The 17,166-nt window shown below is 45.7% G+C and carries 17 protein-coding genes; 4 read left to right on the plus strand and 13 right to left on the minus strand.

Going from position 1 to position 17,166, the window contains the following annotated elements; genetic code table 11:
• Positions 1-2 precede the first annotated feature (2 nt).
• The 6 genes from F9L33_RS08375 to F9L33_RS08400 all read right to left on the minus strand — a co-directional run bounded on the left by F9L33_RS08375 (position 3) and on the right by F9L33_RS08400 (position 5,185).
• Positions 3-938, minus strand: a complete 936-nt coding sequence (locus tag F9L33_RS08375) for an ornithine cyclodeaminase family protein (RefSeq protein WP_152142311.1) — start codon at positions 936-938, stop codon at positions 3-5.
• Positions 939-1,565 carry an HAD family phosphatase gene (locus F9L33_RS08380; protein ID WP_152142312.1) on the minus strand — a complete coding sequence of 209 codons (627 nt, stop codon included), beginning with the start codon at positions 1,563-1,565 and terminating at the stop codon, positions 939-941.
• Entirely contained in the window at positions 1,562-2,023 is a 462-nt protein-coding gene (locus F9L33_RS08385; protein ID WP_152142313.1) for a YaiI/YqxD family protein, read from the minus strand. The genes F9L33_RS08380 and F9L33_RS08385 overlap by 4 nt, the downstream gene beginning before the upstream one ends.
• Positions 2,020-3,423, minus strand: a complete 1,404-nt coding sequence (gene sthA, locus F9L33_RS08390) for a Si-specific NAD(P)(+) transhydrogenase (RefSeq protein ID WP_152142314.1) — start codon at positions 3,421-3,423, stop codon at positions 2,020-2,022. Before sthA ends, F9L33_RS08385 begins: the two co-directional genes overlap by 4 nt.
• Positions 3,424-3,586: 163 nt before the next feature.
• Positions 3,587-4,069: a GNAT family N-acetyltransferase gene (locus F9L33_RS08395; protein WP_152142315.1), complete on the minus strand. Its 483-nt coding sequence runs from the start codon at positions 4,067-4,069 to the stop codon at positions 3,587-3,589.
• A gap of 3 nt (positions 4,070-4,072) precedes the next feature.
• Entirely contained in the window at positions 4,073-5,185 is a 1,113-nt protein-coding gene (locus F9L33_RS08400) for an S-(hydroxymethyl)glutathione dehydrogenase/class III alcohol dehydrogenase (protein WP_152142316.1), read from the minus strand.
• 133 nt (positions 5,186-5,318) lie between these two features.
• On the opposite strand from F9L33_RS08400, the gene glpD reads away from it, so the two are divergent.
• The 3 genes from glpD (at position 5,319) to F9L33_RS08415 (ending at position 9,427) form a co-directional block, all read left to right on the plus strand.
• Positions 5,319-6,815, plus strand: a complete 1,497-nt coding sequence (gene glpD / locus F9L33_RS08405) for a glycerol-3-phosphate dehydrogenase (RefSeq protein WP_152142317.1) — start codon at positions 5,319-5,321, stop codon at positions 6,813-6,815.
• A complete protein-coding gene (gene glpK / locus F9L33_RS08410; protein ID WP_152142318.1) occupies positions 6,812-8,284 on the plus strand; it encodes a glycerol kinase GlpK in 1,473 nt (490 codons plus the stop codon). Before glpD ends, glpK begins: the two co-directional genes overlap by 4 nt.
• 159 nt (positions 8,285-8,443) lie before the next feature.
• Positions 8,444-9,427 carry a leucine-rich repeat domain-containing protein gene (locus tag F9L33_RS08415; protein ID WP_152142319.1) on the plus strand — a complete coding sequence of 328 codons (984 nt, stop codon included), beginning with the start codon at positions 8,444-8,446 and terminating at the stop codon, positions 9,425-9,427.
• On the opposite strand, the gene F9L33_RS08420 is transcribed toward F9L33_RS08415, so the two are convergent.
• From F9L33_RS08420 to F9L33_RS08450, 6 genes are all read right to left on the minus strand, one after another.
• A complete protein-coding gene (locus F9L33_RS08420) occupies positions 9,424-9,918 on the minus strand; it encodes a hypothetical protein (protein ID WP_152142320.1) in 495 nt (164 codons plus the stop codon). The genes F9L33_RS08415 and F9L33_RS08420 overlap by 4 nt on opposite strands.
• Positions 9,915-10,400 carry an RNA pyrophosphohydrolase gene (locus F9L33_RS08425; protein WP_152142321.1) on the minus strand — a complete coding sequence of 162 codons (486 nt, stop codon included), beginning with the start codon at positions 10,398-10,400 and terminating at the stop codon, positions 9,915-9,917. The genes F9L33_RS08420 and F9L33_RS08425 overlap by 4 nt, the downstream gene beginning before the upstream one ends.
• 1 nt (position 10,401) lies before the next feature.
• Positions 10,402-11,733 (minus strand): S41 family peptidase, encoded by a 1,332-nt coding sequence (locus F9L33_RS08430; RefSeq protein ID WP_152142322.1) that lies wholly within the window; start codon positions 11,731-11,733, stop codon positions 10,402-10,404.
• Between the two features lie 9 nt (positions 11,734-11,742).
• Complete coding sequence (locus tag F9L33_RS08435; protein WP_226804041.1) at positions 11,743-12,858, minus strand: murein hydrolase activator EnvC; 1,116 nt, start codon at positions 12,856-12,858, stop codon at positions 11,743-11,745.
• Positions 12,859-12,887: 29 nt separating this feature from the next.
• Positions 12,888-14,411, minus strand: coding sequence for a 2,3-bisphosphoglycerate-independent phosphoglycerate mutase (gpmI, locus tag F9L33_RS08440; RefSeq protein WP_152142323.1), 1,524 nt, complete (start codon positions 14,409-14,411; stop codon positions 12,888-12,890).
• A gap of 375 nt (positions 14,412-14,786) precedes the next feature.
• Positions 14,787-15,689 (minus strand): LysR substrate-binding domain-containing protein, encoded by a 903-nt coding sequence (locus tag F9L33_RS08450; RefSeq protein ID WP_152142324.1) that lies wholly within the window; start codon positions 15,687-15,689, stop codon positions 14,787-14,789.
• A 98-nt stretch (positions 15,690-15,787) separates the two neighbouring features.
• On the opposite strand from F9L33_RS08450, the gene F9L33_RS08455 reads away from it, so the two are divergent.
• Complete coding sequence (locus tag F9L33_RS08455) at positions 15,788-16,693, plus strand: DMT family transporter (RefSeq protein WP_226804042.1); 906 nt, start codon at positions 15,788-15,790, stop codon at positions 16,691-16,693.
• Here F9L33_RS08455 and rlmH read toward each other — a convergent pair whose 3' ends face one another.
• Entirely contained in the window at positions 16,694-17,164 is a 471-nt protein-coding gene (rlmH, locus tag F9L33_RS08460; RefSeq protein ID WP_152142326.1) for a 23S rRNA (pseudouridine(1915)-N(3))-methyltransferase RlmH, read from the minus strand.
• Positions 17,165-17,166 lie beyond the last annotated feature (2 nt).

Consider the following 17,166-nt stretch of genomic DNA (forward strand, 5'->3'; position numbering starts at 1 on the left):
ATTTAGCCTTTCATTTTATACCATTTCTTTAGGATCAATTTAGCGGTCATCAAATCCAGATGTGCCCCACCGCCATTTTTAAACAGATTTATCTCATCGTCACTTTGACGGGTAAATGCGCCGCTTGTAATGTCATAATAATCGGCAATGACATCATTTGCGGATATCACACCATCAGCAATCGGGGTCTTTAATTCGCCGATATGTTCAATCGTTGTTTCGCGGCTGTCCACAAAGATACGTGACCGTGTTAAAGCCGCATCATTCGTTTCGCGCATGTCGGGACGGTAAGCACCAATAAGGTTCAAATGTTGCCCTGCTTGCAACCACGCCCCATCCACCACAGGGTCACTAGACATGGTGGCGCAATTTATAATATCTGCGGCTTCTGTTGCGCTCTTTAGGTCTGTAACGGGTGTAATATCATGATGGTTTGAAAGCTCTTTTGCCATCGTGACCGCTTTATCAGAACTACGGTTCCAAAGTTGGAATCGTGCGTCAGGGTAAAGTTTTGAATAGCCATCAATCATATTTGTGGAAACGGTGCCTGCACCCACAACTAGAATATTATTGCTATCAGTACGCGCCAGTAATTTTGCACCCAGCAATGAATCTCCAGCGGTTTTCCATTTGGTGACCAAATGGAAGTCAACTAACGCTTCCAATTCCCCCGTTTCATCATCGAATAGCATAACGCCGCCATTCACCATAGGACGATCATTTGCTATATTTGAGGGCATAATAGTGGCGCCTTTAATGGCGACACCTAACCCATCAATCCATGCAGAACGCGATAACAAAGTGTCATCACCGCGATAGGCAAACCCATCTGCAACACTGGCCTTTGGTAGTTTATGGCCTTCCTCAATCGCGCCTATAACGTCTGTCCATTCTAACATTGGATCCATTTCGTCAAAGCTGATGAAGGGTATGGTCATTTACTGTCCTATTTCTGCCTGTGTTAGAAGCCCGTGATCAATCAAACATTGTGCCCAACCTTGAGGGTGTTCGAATAAATGCGCTTGCCAACCACGCGCCTGTGCTGCTGTGATATTGTCCTGACGATCATCCGCAAACAAGAGTTTTTCTGGGGCGATCCCACAATCATCCTCTAGCATCTGGTAAATCTGTGCATCAGGTTTGATGACGGACATATGGCCCGAGATATAACGGCGATCAAATTCACCCAACTCAGGATACTTCGTTTCCGCATAAGCAAAGCTTTGAATGCCAAAGTTAGATAGGGCAAACACAGGAACGTTTTTGGCGCGCAATGCACGCAAACAAGTCCACGACAGATCAATCGCTGGCGTGGCCATTTCAATCCAACGATCATGCCACATACGGATTTCCAGCGTGAATTCTGGGTACTTTTTAGCCCAAGCGTAAATCGTATCTTTAAAGTTGCCACCACGATCCACTTCATCATTCATACCATGCAGGTCAACAGTGCTGAACATCGCTTTGCGACGTTCCCTACCAATAACGCTGTCATAAAATCGTTCAGGTTGCCATTCGATCAAAACATTGCCGATATCAAATACGACGGCTTTTATATGTGTCACTTAACGAATTTCCTCTTGGCTGTTTGAACTTCGCGTTCCAGCATATCTAAAAACCTGGAACGATCCGCTTTGGAAAAAGGTTTCCCGCCCCCTTGTCTGAATGGGTCAGCGGCACGCAGGTCCGCCATTAAATCACGCGTGGCCAATCTATTGCCAATATTACCTTCGGTGAAGACCTCACCATTGTGTTGCAAAACCTGCGCTTTATTCGCCACGCATTTAGCTGCTAATGGGATGTCATTTGTAACCACAACATCCCCCACACCTGCACGATCTGCAATCCACATATCCGCGATATCAGGGCCATCAGAAACAATCACTGTTTCTACCAATGGATGCGGGTTTGGGCGCAATCCACCGTTAGAAACAATATAGATTTTTAGCTTATGGCGATCTGCAACTTTGACGGCTTCGTCCTTTACAGGGCAAGCGTCCGCATCAACATAAATCTGGGTCATTTTTCCAAATCAAGGTTAGGCATCCGGTTCCACGCATCAAGACCCGCAATTTTATAGGCTTCAGCCAAAGTCGGATAGTTGAACGTGTTTTCAACAAAGTAATCGACTGTGCCGTCCAAATTCAAAACAGCTTGTGCAATATGGATCAACTCGGTCGCGCCTTCGCCAACGATTTGAACGCCCAGAATTTTGCGATTTTTCAATGATACAAGCATTTTCAACATACCTGTTTTCAATCCCATAATATGTCCACGTGATGTTTCGCGGAATCGCGCAATACCCACTTCATAGGCTATACCACGCTCAGCGCATTCCTCTTCTGACATGCCGCACGTGGACATCTCTGGAACGGAATAAATCCCATATGGAAACCAAGGGGATTGTTTTAATGTTGGGTGATCCATGGCATGACAAGCTGCGACACGCCCTTGTTGCAAAGACGTAGACGCAAGGCTGGGAAAACCAATTACATCGCCGCAAGCATAAATATGAGATTGCGGTGTCTGGTAGCTGTCTTTGTCCACTGGAATGCGATTGCGATGATCAGTTTCCAACCCGCAAGCTTCTAAGTTCAGCTTTTCCGTGGCTCCCATACGTCCAGCTGCAAATAGCAGCATTTCTGCAGAAACATTACGGCCATTTTCTAGTTCTACATGGACTTTTTCTTCATCGGTTGAAACTTTGGTCACTGTTGATCCAAGACGTAAATCTACGCCCATATCGCGAATTTCATGCGTAAATTCTTGGATCAAAGTTTTATCAATGAAATCAAGGAAACTGTCGCGCGGTTCTATCAGAATAACATGCACATCAAGGGCGGACATCATCGTGGCATATTCAACGCCAATCACACCTGCACCGATTACGATCATACTGCGTGGGATACGTGGCAGACTTAGAATTTCGTCACCATCCAAAACCTTTTCACCATCGAACGGAATATAGTCTGGGCGGAACGGAACTGTACCAGTCGCTAATAAAAAACGATCAGCAGTAAATGTCGCACGTTCGCCATCCTCGCCAATTACTTCGATGCTGGATTTAGATGTGAAGTGCGCTTCACCAAACATGGTATCAACACGGTTTCTAGAAAATTGATGCTCGAGAACATCCACTTCGTAATCCAATGTTTTACGTAAGCGATCCCGCAAATCCCGCGCTTTGATTTCATCCTTAGCGCGGTAAGAGCGGCCATAGAATGATCGCTCGCGGTAGCCTGATAAGTTCATAATCGTTTCACGCAAAGTCTTGGATGGGATCGTTCCTGTATGGACACAAACACCGCCTACTTTTTGGCCGCGTTCGACCACCAATACTTTGTGCTTTAGTTTTGCAGCTTGGATTGCTGCGGCGCGACCCGCTGGTCCGCTGCCGATAACGATTAGATCATAATGGCTCATATAGTCCCCTAAGTTGCTTTTATTGTGTCAAAGCTATGTTGGTTTTTTAACGTTTATGTATCAAACACGAAAAAAAACGAATTAAAAATACCAAAACAGGTGAAATTTACACATTTTAGGCATTAATGGCCTGTTTTTCAGTGATTACTTCCGAAAATAGCACCTATAGCTTTTTATACATGACCAAGGCGTCTACATACCCAATTTTCGGATGATTGAATGCTTCTGGAATGTGTCCGATAATATCGAAACCATATTTTTGCCAAGTGGCAATTGCGCGTTCATTCGATGCTAAAACAAAGTTGAATTGCATGCCGCGAAAACCCATTTCTGGCGCGGCTTTCAAACTGTGTTCAATCATGGCGCGGGCTATGCCTTTGCCTTGGGCATCAGGGTGGGTGATGAAACCGCAATTGCAAATATGTGCGCCATGCCCGCTTTGGTTGGGGCAGATATAGTAAGTGCCTAATATTTGCTTTTCATACTCCACAACAAACGCAGTGTGTGAGCCGTCTATCCAATAAGACAACGCATCTTTTTCAGAGATATCAGGGTTGACCGCATATGTTTCACCTGAGCGGAAAACAGGTTTTAAGATCGCCCATATTTCGGGGCGATCTTGGGTATTAGCTCGGCGTATAATCACACTTTAGAATTCGACAACTGCACGAATGGATTTGCCTTCGTGCATCAAATCGAAACCTTTATTGATATCATCCAGTGACATTGTATGTGTGATCATTGGATCAATTTCGATTTTACCGTCCATGTACCAATCAACGATTTTCGGCACATCAGTACGACCGCTTGCGCCACCAAATGCCGTGCCGCGCCATGATCGACCTGTCACCAACTGGAAGGGACGTGTGGAAATTTCTGCACCCGCTGGCGCCACGCCGATAATGATGCTTTCGCCCCATCCTTTGTGTGCAGCTTCTAATGCTGTGCGCATCACACCAACGTTGCCTGTAGCATCGAATGTGTAATCTGCACCGCCACCTGTCAGTTCAACCAAATGCGCTACCAGATCACCATCTACTTCTGATGGGTTTACGAAATCTGTCATGCCGAATTCTTTGGCCATCGGCACTTTGCTGTCGTTCAAATCAACACCAACGATTTGATCAGCCCCCGCAAGACGTAAACCCTGGACAACATTTAAACCAATCCCACCCAAACCGAATACGATGGCAGTAGAACCGATCTCTACTTTTGCCGTATTGATCACAGCGCCAATACCTGTGGTCACACCACAACCGATATAGCAAATCTTATCAAACGGCGCGTCTTTGCGTACTTTTGCCAATGCAATCTCTGGCACCACTGTGTGGTTCGCGAAAGTTGAACAGCCCATGTAGTGATGGATCGGTGTACCGTCCATCATGGAAAAACGTGTTGAGCCGTCTGGCAATAGACCAGCACCCTGTGTCGAGCGAATTTTCTGGCACAGGTTTGTTTTCGGGTTCAAACAGTATTCGCATTCGCGGCACTCTGGTGTGTAAAGCGGGATCACGTGATCGCCGACTTCCAATGATGTAACACCTTCGCCAACTTCAATCACAACGCCAGCACCTTCGTGGCCTAGGATTGCAGGAAAGATGCCTTCTGGGTCATCGCCAGAGCGTGTGAACTCATCTGTGTGACAAAGCCCTGTTGCTTTGATTTCAACCAATACTTCACCTGCGCGTGGACCTTCTAAATTAACGTCCATCACTTCAAGTGGTTTACCCGCCTCTAGGGCGACCGCAGCGCGTGTTATCATGAGTTTTCTCCCAAATGTTTGTCTGCAAAGTGCTTGAACCAAGCGTCAAAATCAAGTGAATTAGCAGAAACCAAGTGACCATGTCGGCTCCTACCGCTAGGGTGACGTTAATGAACAAAGAGAGACGTATGTTTTGGAAAAATATGATGTTTTGGTAATCGGTGGTGGCGTAAATGGGTGTGGTATTGCCCGTGATGCAGCCGGTCGTGGATTGAAAGTTGCACTGGTAGAGCAATCTGATTTGGCCAGTGCCACGTCGTCTGCGTCCACGAAACTGTTTCATGGCGGTTTGCGTTACTTAGAATATTACGAATTTGATTTGGTGCGCAAAGCGCTGAAAGAGCGCGAGGTCCTGTTGCAAAATATGCCACATATTTCATGGCCGATGCGGTTTGTTATTCCACATTTGTCTGGCATGCGCCCAAAATGGATGCTGCGTGTTGGTTTGTTTTTATATGACCACATTGGTGGCCGTAAAATTTTGCGCCCAACCAAAAAAATCAACCTATGTAAAAGCGAATTGGGCGACCCATTAGAGGATGAAATCAAAGTTGGGTTTGAATACTCTGATTGTTGGGTCGATGATGCGCGGTTGGTTGTTTTAAACGCCCGTGATGCAGCGGATCGCGGTGCCAAGATTATGACACGTACGCGGTTTGTGTCTGCCAAAGATACAGATGGCGAATGGACGGCATCTTTGAAGGATGTAAACACGGGTGAGACGCAAAAAATCCAAGCACGTGTGTTGATCAATGCGGGTGGTCCTTGGGTCAAAGATATCATCGAGGATCGCGTCAAAACCGATACAGATGAAGGTATAAGATTGGTGCGTGGTTCGCATATCGTTGTGAACAAGCTTTATGAACACGATAGGGCGTATTTCTTTCAAAACAGTGATGGGCGTTTGGTTTTCACTATTCCTTATGAAAATGATTACACCTTGATTGGCACAACGGATGCTGATCACATAGGTGATCCATCGACAGCGAAATGTAGTGATGAAGAGGCGGCTTATTTATGCGAAATCGCATCACGTAATTTCAAGAAAGACATTTTGCCAAGTGATGTGGTTTGGAGTTATGCTGGTGTGCGTCCATTGCACGATAATGAAAAGGGCGATGCCAGTGCCGCATCGCGTGATTATCAGATCAAGGTGCGCCGCATAAATGATACTGCTCCGCTGATCAATATTTTTGGCGGTAAAATTACAACCTATCGTAAGCTTTCTGAAGAGGTGGTTGCCGAATTGGCGCCATTCGCACGTATGATCGGTAAGCCATGGACCCATCATGCGTATTTGCCTGGTGGTGATTTTGCTTTTGAGCAAAAGGATGAATTAATTGCACAGTTCCGCTGGGATTTTCCATTTTTAAAAGAAGATCAGATGCGCCGTATGTTTAAAGCGTATGGAACGCAAGCAGCGGAAATGTTGCGTGGTCTGACGTCTGTGAAAGAAATGGGCAAAGATTTTGGCGCTGGTTTGACGGAAATCGAAGTCAAATGGTTGATGGATCATGAATGGGCGCAAGTGGCGGAAGATGTGATTTGGCGCCGCACTAAACTGGGTTTGCGATTGTCTGATAAACAAGTCGCAGCACTGGATGCCTGGATGAAAAAGGCTGCTGTATGAGTTTTGTTTTAGCTATAGACCAGGGAACGACATCCAGTCGTGCCATCCTTTTTGACGGTGATTTAAAGCCTGTTTCCAAAGGTCAAAAAGAATTCACACAAATTTTTCCTAAAGCGGGATGGGTAGAACATGACCCAGAGGAAATTTGGAGCTCTACCGTTGAGGTTTGTAAAGAAGCATTAACAGAAAAAACCATGGCTGTAGGAATTACCAATCAGCGCGAAACAATTGTAGTTTGGGATCGGGAAACAGGCGCCCCAATTTACAATGCGATTGTTTGGCAGGATCGCCGTACAGCTGATTATTGCAAAGTATTGAAAGAGGCGGGTCATGAAGCGGGTATCAGTGCTAAAACGGGTTTGTTGTTAGATCCATATTTTTCCGCGACTAAGATTAATTGGATTTTGGATAATGTTGATGGCGCACGTGCCAAAGCGGATGCTGAGCAATTGTTATGCGGTACAATTGATTGCTTTTTGATTTGGCGCTTAACAAGTGGTGCAGTTCATGCAACGGACGCAACAAATGCATCGCGCACGATGCTCTATAACATTCACACAGGTAAGTGGGATGATACATTATTAGAGTTGTTCGATGTTCCACGTTCGATGCTACCAGACGTCAAAGACAGCTCTGACGATTTTGGTACAACTGATGCTGAAATTATAGGGGACGCCATTCCTATTCGCGGTGTTGCAGGAGATCAGCAAGCAGCTGTTGTTGGGCAAGCATGTTTTGATGTGGGTATGATGAAATCCACTTATGGCACGGGATGTTTTGCATTGTTAAACACAGGCGCTACAGCTGTTGCATCACAAAACCGATTGCTGACAACGATTGCCTATCAATTAAATGGCAAAACGACCTATGCCTTAGAGGGATCAATTTTTATCGCAGGGGCTGTTGTGCAATGGCTGCGGGATGGTTTGCAAATTATTGATGATGCGGGCGAGACCCAAGCGTTGACAGAAGAAGCTGACCCAGAACAATCTGTCATTGTAGTCCCTGCTTTTACAGGTCTTGGTGCTCCTTATTGGGATGCTGAATGCCGTGGGGCTGTTTATGGGCTGACACGCAATTCTGGGCCAAAGGAATTATCCAAAGCTGCGTTGCAAAGTGTAGTGTTTCAAACGCGAGACTTACTAGAAGCAATGCGCAAAGATTGGGACTGGGGTGGTGATACTGTGCTGCGTGTTGATGGTGGCATGACTGCCAGCGACTGGACCATGCAGTACTTATCAGATCAATTAAGCGCGCCTGTTGATCGTCCAGAGGTAACGGAAACGACTGCGAAAGGAGCTGCTTATTTGGCTGGACTTGCAGTCGATTTATATCCAGGGCCAGCTGATTTTCAAAAGGCGTGGCAGCTTGAAAAGCGATTCGAACCTTCGGGAGAAAGTGGCGCGTTGAGCGATTCATACAGTCTATGGTTGAATGCGGTGCAGCTAACTATGCAGTTTAAGCCATAGATTTTATTATATTTTTGAATGTGTGATAATTGTCATACTAATGTTAAAATACTCTACTCATAATTGAAAAACGAACCGCGGTTATTGAATCTACCAACCGCATCGTTAAATGCTATTAATAATAAATTGGGGAAGAGGCCTGCCAGCCTTTTAATATTAATGAGTACTATATTACGTTCTGTCGTAAAACAATCAGCGGCGTGCGCTGTTACCGCATTTTCTGTGATGATCCACACGCTTGCCTTAGCACAAGACATTCAACTGCCTTTGGAAGAAGTCGAAGACAGTAGTTTGCGTACAACTGCACTTGGGGCCGTTGTAAGCGAGCAAGGTGTTTTGTCGCTGGCAAATAAAAGCTTTGATAATTATGATGCGCTTGCGGGAATTTCTGATGTTAATACGTTGGTATTAGATGGGTCGAATATCACAGATTTAACAGCCGTTTCAAAAATGACTGGGCTGGAGATGCTTAGCCTTAATGAAACGAATGTTACCGATCTGTCACCCTTAATAAACTTAAAGGGTTTAAAATATTTGTACCTTTCGGACACGCCTGTTGATGATCTATCAGCTTTGAAAAAAATCGCCTCTTTGGAAGATATTGGCTTAGATCGTACATTCGTAGAAGATGTATCGCCGCTAGCAAAAGCTAAAAGCCTGCGCCGTTTAAGCATTGAAGGGACTTTGGTATCGGACATTTCCAGTTTGAAGAAACTGGAAGATATGACGTGGTTCAATATTACTGACAGCTTTGTATCTGATATTACCGTCGTTAAGAATTTCAAAGACCTGCGAGAGTTTTCGCTGGGTGGTACTGTGGTAGAAAGTATTGATCCAGTACAAGACTTGGAAAAACTGAAAGTCTTACATTTAGATGGTACGCTGGTGACAGATTTATCTGCCCTTTCAAACTTGAAAAATCTGACCGAATTGAATGTCGGTTTGACGTCAGTATCGGACCTGATGCCGCTGAAGCAATTGGACAGTTTAAAGTTTCTAGATGCCAGTGTGACTGGAGTACACGATGTTCAACCTGTTGCGGATTTGAAAAGACTGCGCCAGATATTTCTGCAAGGATCACAGGTTCAGAACACAACCGTTTTGAATGCTTTGGTTCGTAGAGGCTTACGCGTCGAAATTTAATACTTTGGTTCCAATGCCTGAACGTGGGTTTTGGAACATTCCCCCTTTTTTAGGCATTTCTGTAATATCCGTATTTCTTTTATTGTAGGTGCTATTTTGAAATGACCATCACAGGGATTGGATTCTAAACGGTATCCGCTTGGCGATTTCTTTAAGAATACAATCATTTTTTCGTCTGTTTTGGGAAAGCTCCCGCACCAGCTTGCAAAACAAATGGTATCGACGGTTACAAGGACTGTGCGTTCTCTTAAGGCGCCAGAAACGCCATAAAATACGCCTGTAAATTCAGTAGTTATTTGGCGTTCAACACTTTGTTGATATTTCGGAATTTTCCCTGTTGCAGTCAGCGTACCTTGCCCCATGACATATATGTCTTTGGATGCAGCGACATTGTTAAATGTGCGCCCGATGTTTGGGCGTACACAACTTAATGCTGCGGCTTGTGATGCCAAAGCTAGGAATATCAAAGCAATGGCACCGAATTTTTTCATACAACTTTGGCCTGAAACTCTCGAAGAACACGTTCATATGTATCACGTTTAAAAGGCACAATCGCATCCAGCAATTTTTCTGCTGGTAACCATGCCCACTCGCTAAACTCTGGTTCTTCGGTGTTGATATTGATCGTTGCATCGTCACCTGTAAACTGCATCAAAAACCATTTCTGTTTCTGACCGCGATACCGGCCTTTCCACAACCTCGGCACTAAATGATGCGGCAGATCATAAGGTATCCAATCCTCTGTTGATGCAACGACAGTCACATCACTTGGGTGGATGCCTGTTTCTTCTTCCAACTCACGCAGGGCGGCAACTTCAGGGTCTTCGTCTTTTTCAACACCACCTTGGGGCATTTGCCATGCGCCAGATGGACCGTCCAAACGCTGACCAGCCCAAATGCCGCCATTACGATTGCAAATCATAATGCCAACACAAGGGCGATAGGGCAGAGCATAGATTTCTTCTTCGGTCATGTTATTTTGCGTCTGATAGAACGGTTAGGCCTTTAAGAATATCGATTGCATATGACAATTGATAATCGTCATTACGTAACTTCGCAGCATCTTCACGGGCTGTACGTTCTTCTTCTAGCTGTTTCTTTTGATCGTCTGTCAGGCTGTCATTTGACAATGAGCCGCGTAGATCTGATTCAAAGCGCTGGCTGCGCGGTGTTTCACCGTCTTCTTCATCTGGTTTTGGCAAACGTTGTTCAACCAAAATATCAGGTGCAACACCCAAGGCTTGGATCGAACGACCAGATGGTGTGTAATAGCGTGCTGTTGTCAGTTTGATACCAGAGCCACTTTGTAACGGCATAACTGTTTGAACAGAACCTTTACCAAAGCTGCGGGTGCCAACCACAACTGCACGGTGATGATCTTGTAATGCACCTGCAACGATTTCAGATGCCGATGCAGAACCACCGTTGATCAACACAACGATTGGTTTGCCTTGTGCCAGATCGCCTGGTTTTGCATTGCTGCGATCGCTGTCGTTGCTGTCGCGGCCACGTGTTGAAACAATTTCACCTTCTTCAAGGAATGCATCGGATACAAGGATTGCTTGGTTCAACAAACCGCCTGGGTTGTTGCGCAAATCCAAAACGAACCCGCCGACTTTGTCGATACCACCAGATTCTTCGATTTGCTTTTCGATACCTTCTTTTAGGTTTTTATATGTTTGATCCGTGAAGCCGGAAACGCGCATCACAACTGTGTCGCCTTCGGTGCGCACACGCGCGGCTTTCACTTTGATCTGGTCACGTACGATTGTGATATCGAAAGGCTCATCTGTGCCTTCGCGTACGATTGTAATTACGATTTCAGAGCCAACAGGGCCGCGCATCAAATCGACAGCTTCGTCTAATGTCATACCAAGGGTCGCTTCGCCGTCTACTTTGGTGATGAAGTCACCAGATTGAACGCCTGCTTTTTCCGCAGGTGTATCATCAATTGGTGTCACAACTTTTACAAAGCCATTCTCTTGTGTCACTTCGATGCCTAGGCCGCCGAATTCGCCACGCGTTTGGACGCGCATGGTATCAAAATCTTCGGCTGGTAAAAAGTTTGAGTGTGGATCAAGCGATGTTAACATGCCGTTGATTGCGCTTTGGATCAATTCTTCTTCATTGACCTCTTCAACATAGCCAGAGCGGATGCGTTCAAAAACATCGCCGAATAAATCTAGATGTTCATATGTTGATTTTGTTTGCTTTGTTTCTTGCGCAATAAGGGGTGCCGTGAAATTTGCTGTCAGCAATAACCCTGCCATTGTGCCGCCTACGGCTGCTGCGAATATCTTTTTCATCGTACGTTCCTATATGTTGCTTACAGCAAACCATTCTGTCGGATCGACAGGTTCACCATTGTTTCTTATCTCTATATAGAGCGATTCTTGACCAATTGTGCCACCACCTTCTGACGCTTCGATCAAAAAATCTTGAGCTTTTGGTTGTTTTCCACCCAAAAGGCCGATTGGATCGCCTGCATTTACGATCTGACCAAACTCTCCGTAGATTTGATTAAGGCCTGCAAGAACCATCAAATATCCAGGTTCGGGCTCTAGAATAATCACTTTGCCGTAATCCAAAAATGATCCTGCAAAACGGATTGTGGCGGATGTTGGAGATGTGATCAGTGATAATGGGCGTGCTGTTATAACAATACCAGGGCGTTTTATCCCTGCGGCGTCTGTTTCGTTAAATGCGCGCAGTAAAGCACCACCAGTTGGCAAAGGGATATCCCCTTTGGCAGCAAGGAACGACAATTGCTCGTCTTGTTCTAATCCGTCTAGTGGAATGTCGGTGAGGCCTGTAGCAAAGCTTTCAAGAGTTTCACTGTTATCTGCAAGGATTTGTGCGCGCACTGGATCAGCGGCAAAACGAACTGGTAAATCTGTGCGTTCGCTGATTGCTGTTGCAAGGGCAACGCGTGCATCTTGTGCTCCTGCGAGGCCAGATTGTAATTCCGTTTCCGCGTCTTTTTGTAGATTGCTAAGGCCTTCGATTTCTTGCAGCTGTGATTTCAACTCATCGGCACGAACTTGCAACATAGGTGCCACTTCAGACATGATCATACCTGAACGGGCTGTTCCAACGGGGCCAGCTGGATGGATCATTAGCAATGGCGTTGTTGCACGCTCCATTGTTTGTAAGACGCCCAATAAACGGCTGATCTGATCGCGTTGGCGCGCCAGATCAAGCTTTAGAACTTGTTCACGGATGGTTGCCGCACGCAGGCTTTCGCGCACAGCAAGTAATCCGTTTTCATAGGCTTGAACTGTTTGGCTTAGGGCGGCAACGCGGTCATCTGCATCACGGGCTTTTTTTAACGCAACAGACGCAGCTTTCAGATCTGTGGCAGCGGATTGTGCCAGCTGCATTGGGCTTTCTGCGAAAGACGCACTAAAGGGTACAGTTGTAAACTGTATCACTGTAGCCAGTGCTATTGCTTTTGAAAATCTCAACAAATCAGAGTTTCGCCCGTCATCTCATCGGGCTTCTCTAGGCCCATTAGTTCCAGCAAACTTGGCGCTAAATCAGCCAAACGTCCACCTGTACGTAACTTGGCCCCTTTTGGCCCACCAATCAAGACTACAGGTACAGGATTTGTAGTGTGCGCGGTATGCGGCTCACCCGTTTCTGGGTTTACCATAGTTTCGCAATTGCCATGATCAGCACAAACGATCATAGCACCGCCTTGGGTTTCTAATGCTGGAATCACTTTCGCAAGACCACGATCAACTGACGCGCAGGCGGCTATAGCTGCCTGAAGATCACCAGTATGGCCGACCATATCCGGGTTGGCATAGTTCACGACGATCAAATCGTATTTATCGGATTTGATCGCATCTACCAGATTATCAGTTACCTCACCCGAAGACATTTCTGGCTGCAGATCATAGGTTGCCACTTTTGGACTGGGCGCCAAATAACGCTCTTCATCTTTTGCAGGCTGTTCAATGCCACCATTCAAGAAAAACGTCACGTGTGGATATTTTTCAGTTTCAGCAATTCGGAGCTGTTTTTTGCCTTTTGCGGACACCCATTCGCCAAGTGTATTTTTCAATTCTTGGTCTGGGAAAATACAATCCATATAGGTGCTGTGGCGTGAAGAGTATTCAGCAAAACCGCTAACAGTTGCGAATTTAGGACGTTTGCCTGTATCGAACCCTTTAAAATCAGGATCACCAAAGGCTGCCATGATTTGGCGCGCACGGTCAGCGCGGAAGTTTAGGCATAGAATACCATCGCCATCATTCATGCCTGCGTAATCACCCAAAACACGTGGCTTGATAAATTCATCAAACACTTCTTTACCGTAAGCAACGTCAATGGCTTCGGATGCTGTGTCTGCTGTGTATCCTTTGGCATTCGCGATGGCTTCATAGGCTAGCTCAACACGTTCCCAACGGTTGTCGCGATCCATGGAATAATAACGGCCAGACACGGTTGCAATAAAAGCACCTTTTGGTAGGTCGTCACGAAGTTCTTCCAAATATGTACGTGCTGACTTTGGAGCCACATCGCGTCCGTCTGTAAACGCATGAATGGCGACGGTCAGGCCGGCATCCGTGAGCGCTTCTGCAGTGGCAATCATGTGATCAATATGCGAATGTACACCGCCATCTGACAGAACACCCATCAAGTGTACAATACCGCCCGATGCTTTCATGGTTTCAATAAAACGGATCACACTTGGCAAGCTGGAAAATGTGCCGTTTTCAATGGCACTATCAATGCGACGTAAGTCCATTTCCACAACGCGGCCTGCACCAATATTCATGTGACCCACTTCAGAATTACCCATTTGCCCGACGGGCAGACCAACATCTGGACCGTAGGTAATTAAGGTTGAGGATGGGCAACTTTCCATAATGCGATCAAAGGTTGGTGTGTCTGCCAAAGCTACAGCATTTGCCTCTGTTTCAGGACGCAATCCCCAGCCGTCTAAAATACATAATACAACGGGTTTGCGGGCAGTCATTTCGTCATCCTTGTGATTTGCTGCACCATACTGGCGGAGTAGTTCAGGTTCAACAGGGGATGTGGATTCAAATGTTTTGTTTTGGTCCGAAATGGGAACCGATCTATTGTGAAGGTAAATTGATCAAAGGGATGATATGAGGCGGTTAAAACTTAATGTTTTCACATCTATCCTCGCAGTGCCTTGGTTTATGTTTCTCCTGGGGGTCAAATTATTGATCGTGAAGCATTGAAGTCACAACAACGGATCGAATTTATTCGAACCTTAGGTATGTGCCCAGATGATTCTAGGCTTATTTCTGCACGCATAAAGTATGCTGGTAGATATGCGTTGTCTGAAGCAGAAATAGAGCGCGCAAATCTTGGGTGATTAAATTTAGGACAGTTCGTCTATTATCCAGTCAAGTAAGACTGATGTGTCTTCGCGCATTTCAAATTCTGAAGGCCGATAAACAGAAATTCCGTCAGGCAATAACATTTGTTCGTTGAATGGTTTAATTAAAAGGCCGTCATCTATCAGCTGCTTGGCAGTGTGACCCCACCCCAATGCGATGCCGTGCCCTTCTATAGTGGCTTGGATCATCATTGGAAAACTGTCATAAACTTCGCCTTTTGTTTGGACGCGAATATCTATGCCAAGCTTTGCAAACCATTCATCCCATGTGGTCCAGTCTTGGGGTGTGGTTACATGATGTAACAAGCGATACTGGGGGATATTTTTTATCGATAGTGGTTTGGAGAAATTACTTTGATATTTTGGGCTGCATATTGGGAATACTGTGTCAGGGGTGGTGTGCAAGCATTTCGCATTACCGCTGTCACGGTTTGAGGTTTGTAAAGCTAGATCAAATCGCTCTGATGCTTGTGTGATTGGTAACGTTGAAACGGCCACTCTGACCGCGATGTTAGGGTTCTTTTGGTAAAACTGGGATAACCGTGGCATCAGCCAATACAACCCTTCGCAGAGTTGTGCATGCAACACGATTTCACCATCAGAGGATTTATGGCGCAGCCCCTGTGTAAAGTCGCTAAGTGTAAAAAGCGTTTCGGCAACAACTTTTTGTAATTCGCGACCATCTTGGGTTAAGAACAGTGCCCTGTTTCGCCGCTCAAATAACTGGATACCAATATTTTGTTCCAAGGCGCGAATCTGTTTACTAATGGCGGCTTGCGTGAGGCCAAGTTCATAACCCGCTTTGGTGATACTGCCCAATCTTGCTGTAGCCTCAAATGGCAACAAGCTAGAAAGTGGGGGCAACGTTCTGCGTAAATTTTGCATAACTAAAAGTATACTATTTGAGAAAATAAGTAAATTTACATGTGATATTTTATAAATATGCTTAATTTAAAGTTACATAATTGAGTATCGCGATGTCTATGAAGCAAACGACACTACCCGACAGAACAAGATTTGCCGTTATGGTGATTGTTTTTACGGTATTTGCACTTTCGCTTGGGGATGCGCTGATTAAAAACTCTAGTGCAAACTTGGTTTTGTGGCAGATTTTCGTGTTGCGATCTTGTTTAATTATTCCGCTTCTATTTGGCATTTTGCGGATGAAATACTCAACAGTTGGGATAATCCCTACGGCATTTATATGGACACTCATCCGCAGCCTTATGCTGTCGTTCATGTGGGTTATCTATTACGCTGCTCTACCACATTTACAGCTATCCGTAGCGGCGGCGGCTTATTATACTTTGCCTATTTTCATCACTTTATTCTCTGCATTGTTTGTGGGTGAAAAAGTAAAACCACTTGGGTGGTTGGCAGTGCTGCTTGGGTTTTGCGGTGTCGGGTTAATACTGCAGCCAAAAGCAGACGATTTTAATTTCTATGCATTGCTGCCGCTGGCCTCGGCGGTTTTATATGCGCTATCTATGATTTTAACGCGCACGAAATGCAGTAACGAACATCCGTTGGTATTGTCGCTTGCACTGAATATCTCATTTGTTGTGGTCGGATTACTTGCGCCAGCTTTGCTGAACTTTGCATCGTTCACACCTGATGCAGGTTCTTTCTTATCCACCAGTTGGGTGGTTCTAACGCAAAGTGATTTTATGGTACTTATCGTATTGGCGATCGCCATTTTGATAGGCAGCATTGGTGCGGCTATTGCATATCAAATTGGTCGATCATCAGTTATTGCAACATTCGATTTTGCCTATGTTGCCTTTGCCGTTTTGTGGGGGGTTATCTTTTTTGGCGATATTCCAGATGTCACAATGCTGGCGGGAATGATGCTGATTGTTGTGTCTGGAATAATGGCCGTGCGCCAGTAATTATACGCGGTGATAAGGGCTGCCTGCCAAAATGCTGACAGCGCGGTAAAGTTGTTCGGTTAGCATGACGCGCGCCAGCATGTGTGGCCAGACCATTTTACCAAAGGAGATAGAGTAATGTGCTTGTGCGCGCAGTTCCTTGATAATGCCATCTGCGCCACCAATCACAAAGCATATGCAGGATGGGCCGTCATCCCGCCAGCGCGCCAATTGTTGCGCGAACTCTGGGGATGAAATCAGTTTGCCGCGTTCATCAAGTGTGACAATCACAGACCCTTTGGGAATGGATTTAAGCAATAGATCTGCTTCGGCTGATTGGCCGCCGCCTTTTTTGTCTTCGACTTCCACGATGGTACACTCGGTAAAACCCAATGCTTTACCACTGCGTTCAAAGCGCGTTACATAATCATCGATAAGGTCTTTTTCGGGGCCATTACGCAGGCGACCAACAACTGAAAGCTGGACGCGCATGG

This window comes from Amylibacter sp. SFDW26 (assembly GCF_009184395.1).
Taxonomy (GTDB): domain Bacteria; phylum Pseudomonadota; class Alphaproteobacteria; order Rhodobacterales; family Rhodobacteraceae; genus Amylibacter.

Bases quoted from the DNA above. Each gene is read 5' to 3' on its own strand.
- sthA (WP_152142314.1), bottom strand. From the start codon at position 3,423: ATGAGCCATTATGATCTAATCGTTATCGGCAGCGGACCAGCGGGTCGC.
- gpmI (WP_152142323.1), bottom strand. From the start codon at position 14,411: ATGACTGCCCGCAAACCCGTTGTATTATGTATTTTAGACGGCTGGGGA.
- F9L33_RS08450 (WP_152142324.1), bottom strand. From the start codon at position 15,689: ATGCAAAATTTACGCAGAACGTTGCCCCCACTTTCTAGCTTGTTGCCA.
- F9L33_RS08400 (WP_152142316.1), bottom strand. From the start codon at position 5,185: ATGATAACACGCGCTGCGGTCGCCCTAGAGGCGGGTAAACCACTTGAA.
- F9L33_RS08420 (WP_152142320.1), bottom strand. From the start codon at position 9,918: ATGAAAAAATTCGGTGCCATTGCTTTGATATTCCTAGCTTTGGCATCA.
- F9L33_RS08415 (WP_152142319.1), top strand. From the start codon at position 8,444: ATGAGTACTATATTACGTTCTGTCGTAAAACAATCAGCGGCGTGCGCT.
- F9L33_RS08455 (WP_226804042.1), top strand. From the start codon at position 15,788: ATGAAGCAAACGACACTACCCGACAGAACAAGATTTGCCGTTATGGTG.
- F9L33_RS08430 (WP_152142322.1), bottom strand. From the start codon at position 11,733: ATGAAAAAGATATTCGCAGCAGCCGTAGGCGGCACAATGGCAGGGTTA.
- F9L33_RS08425 (WP_152142321.1), bottom strand. From the start codon at position 10,400: ATGACCGAAGAAGAAATCTATGCTCTGCCCTATCGCCCTTGTGTTGGC.
- glpK (WP_152142318.1), top strand. From the start codon at position 6,812: ATGAGTTTTGTTTTAGCTATAGACCAGGGAACGACATCCAGTCGTGCC.
- F9L33_RS08385 (WP_152142313.1), bottom strand. From the start codon at position 2,023: ATGACCCAGATTTATGTTGATGCGGACGCTTGCCCTGTAAAGGACGAA.
- F9L33_RS08375 (WP_152142311.1), bottom strand. From the start codon at position 938: ATGACCATACCCTTCATCAGCTTTGACGAAATGGATCCAATGTTAGAA.
- rlmH (WP_152142326.1), bottom strand. From the start codon at position 17,164: ATGCGCGTCCAGCTTTCAGTTGTTGGTCGCCTGCGTAATGGCCCCGAA.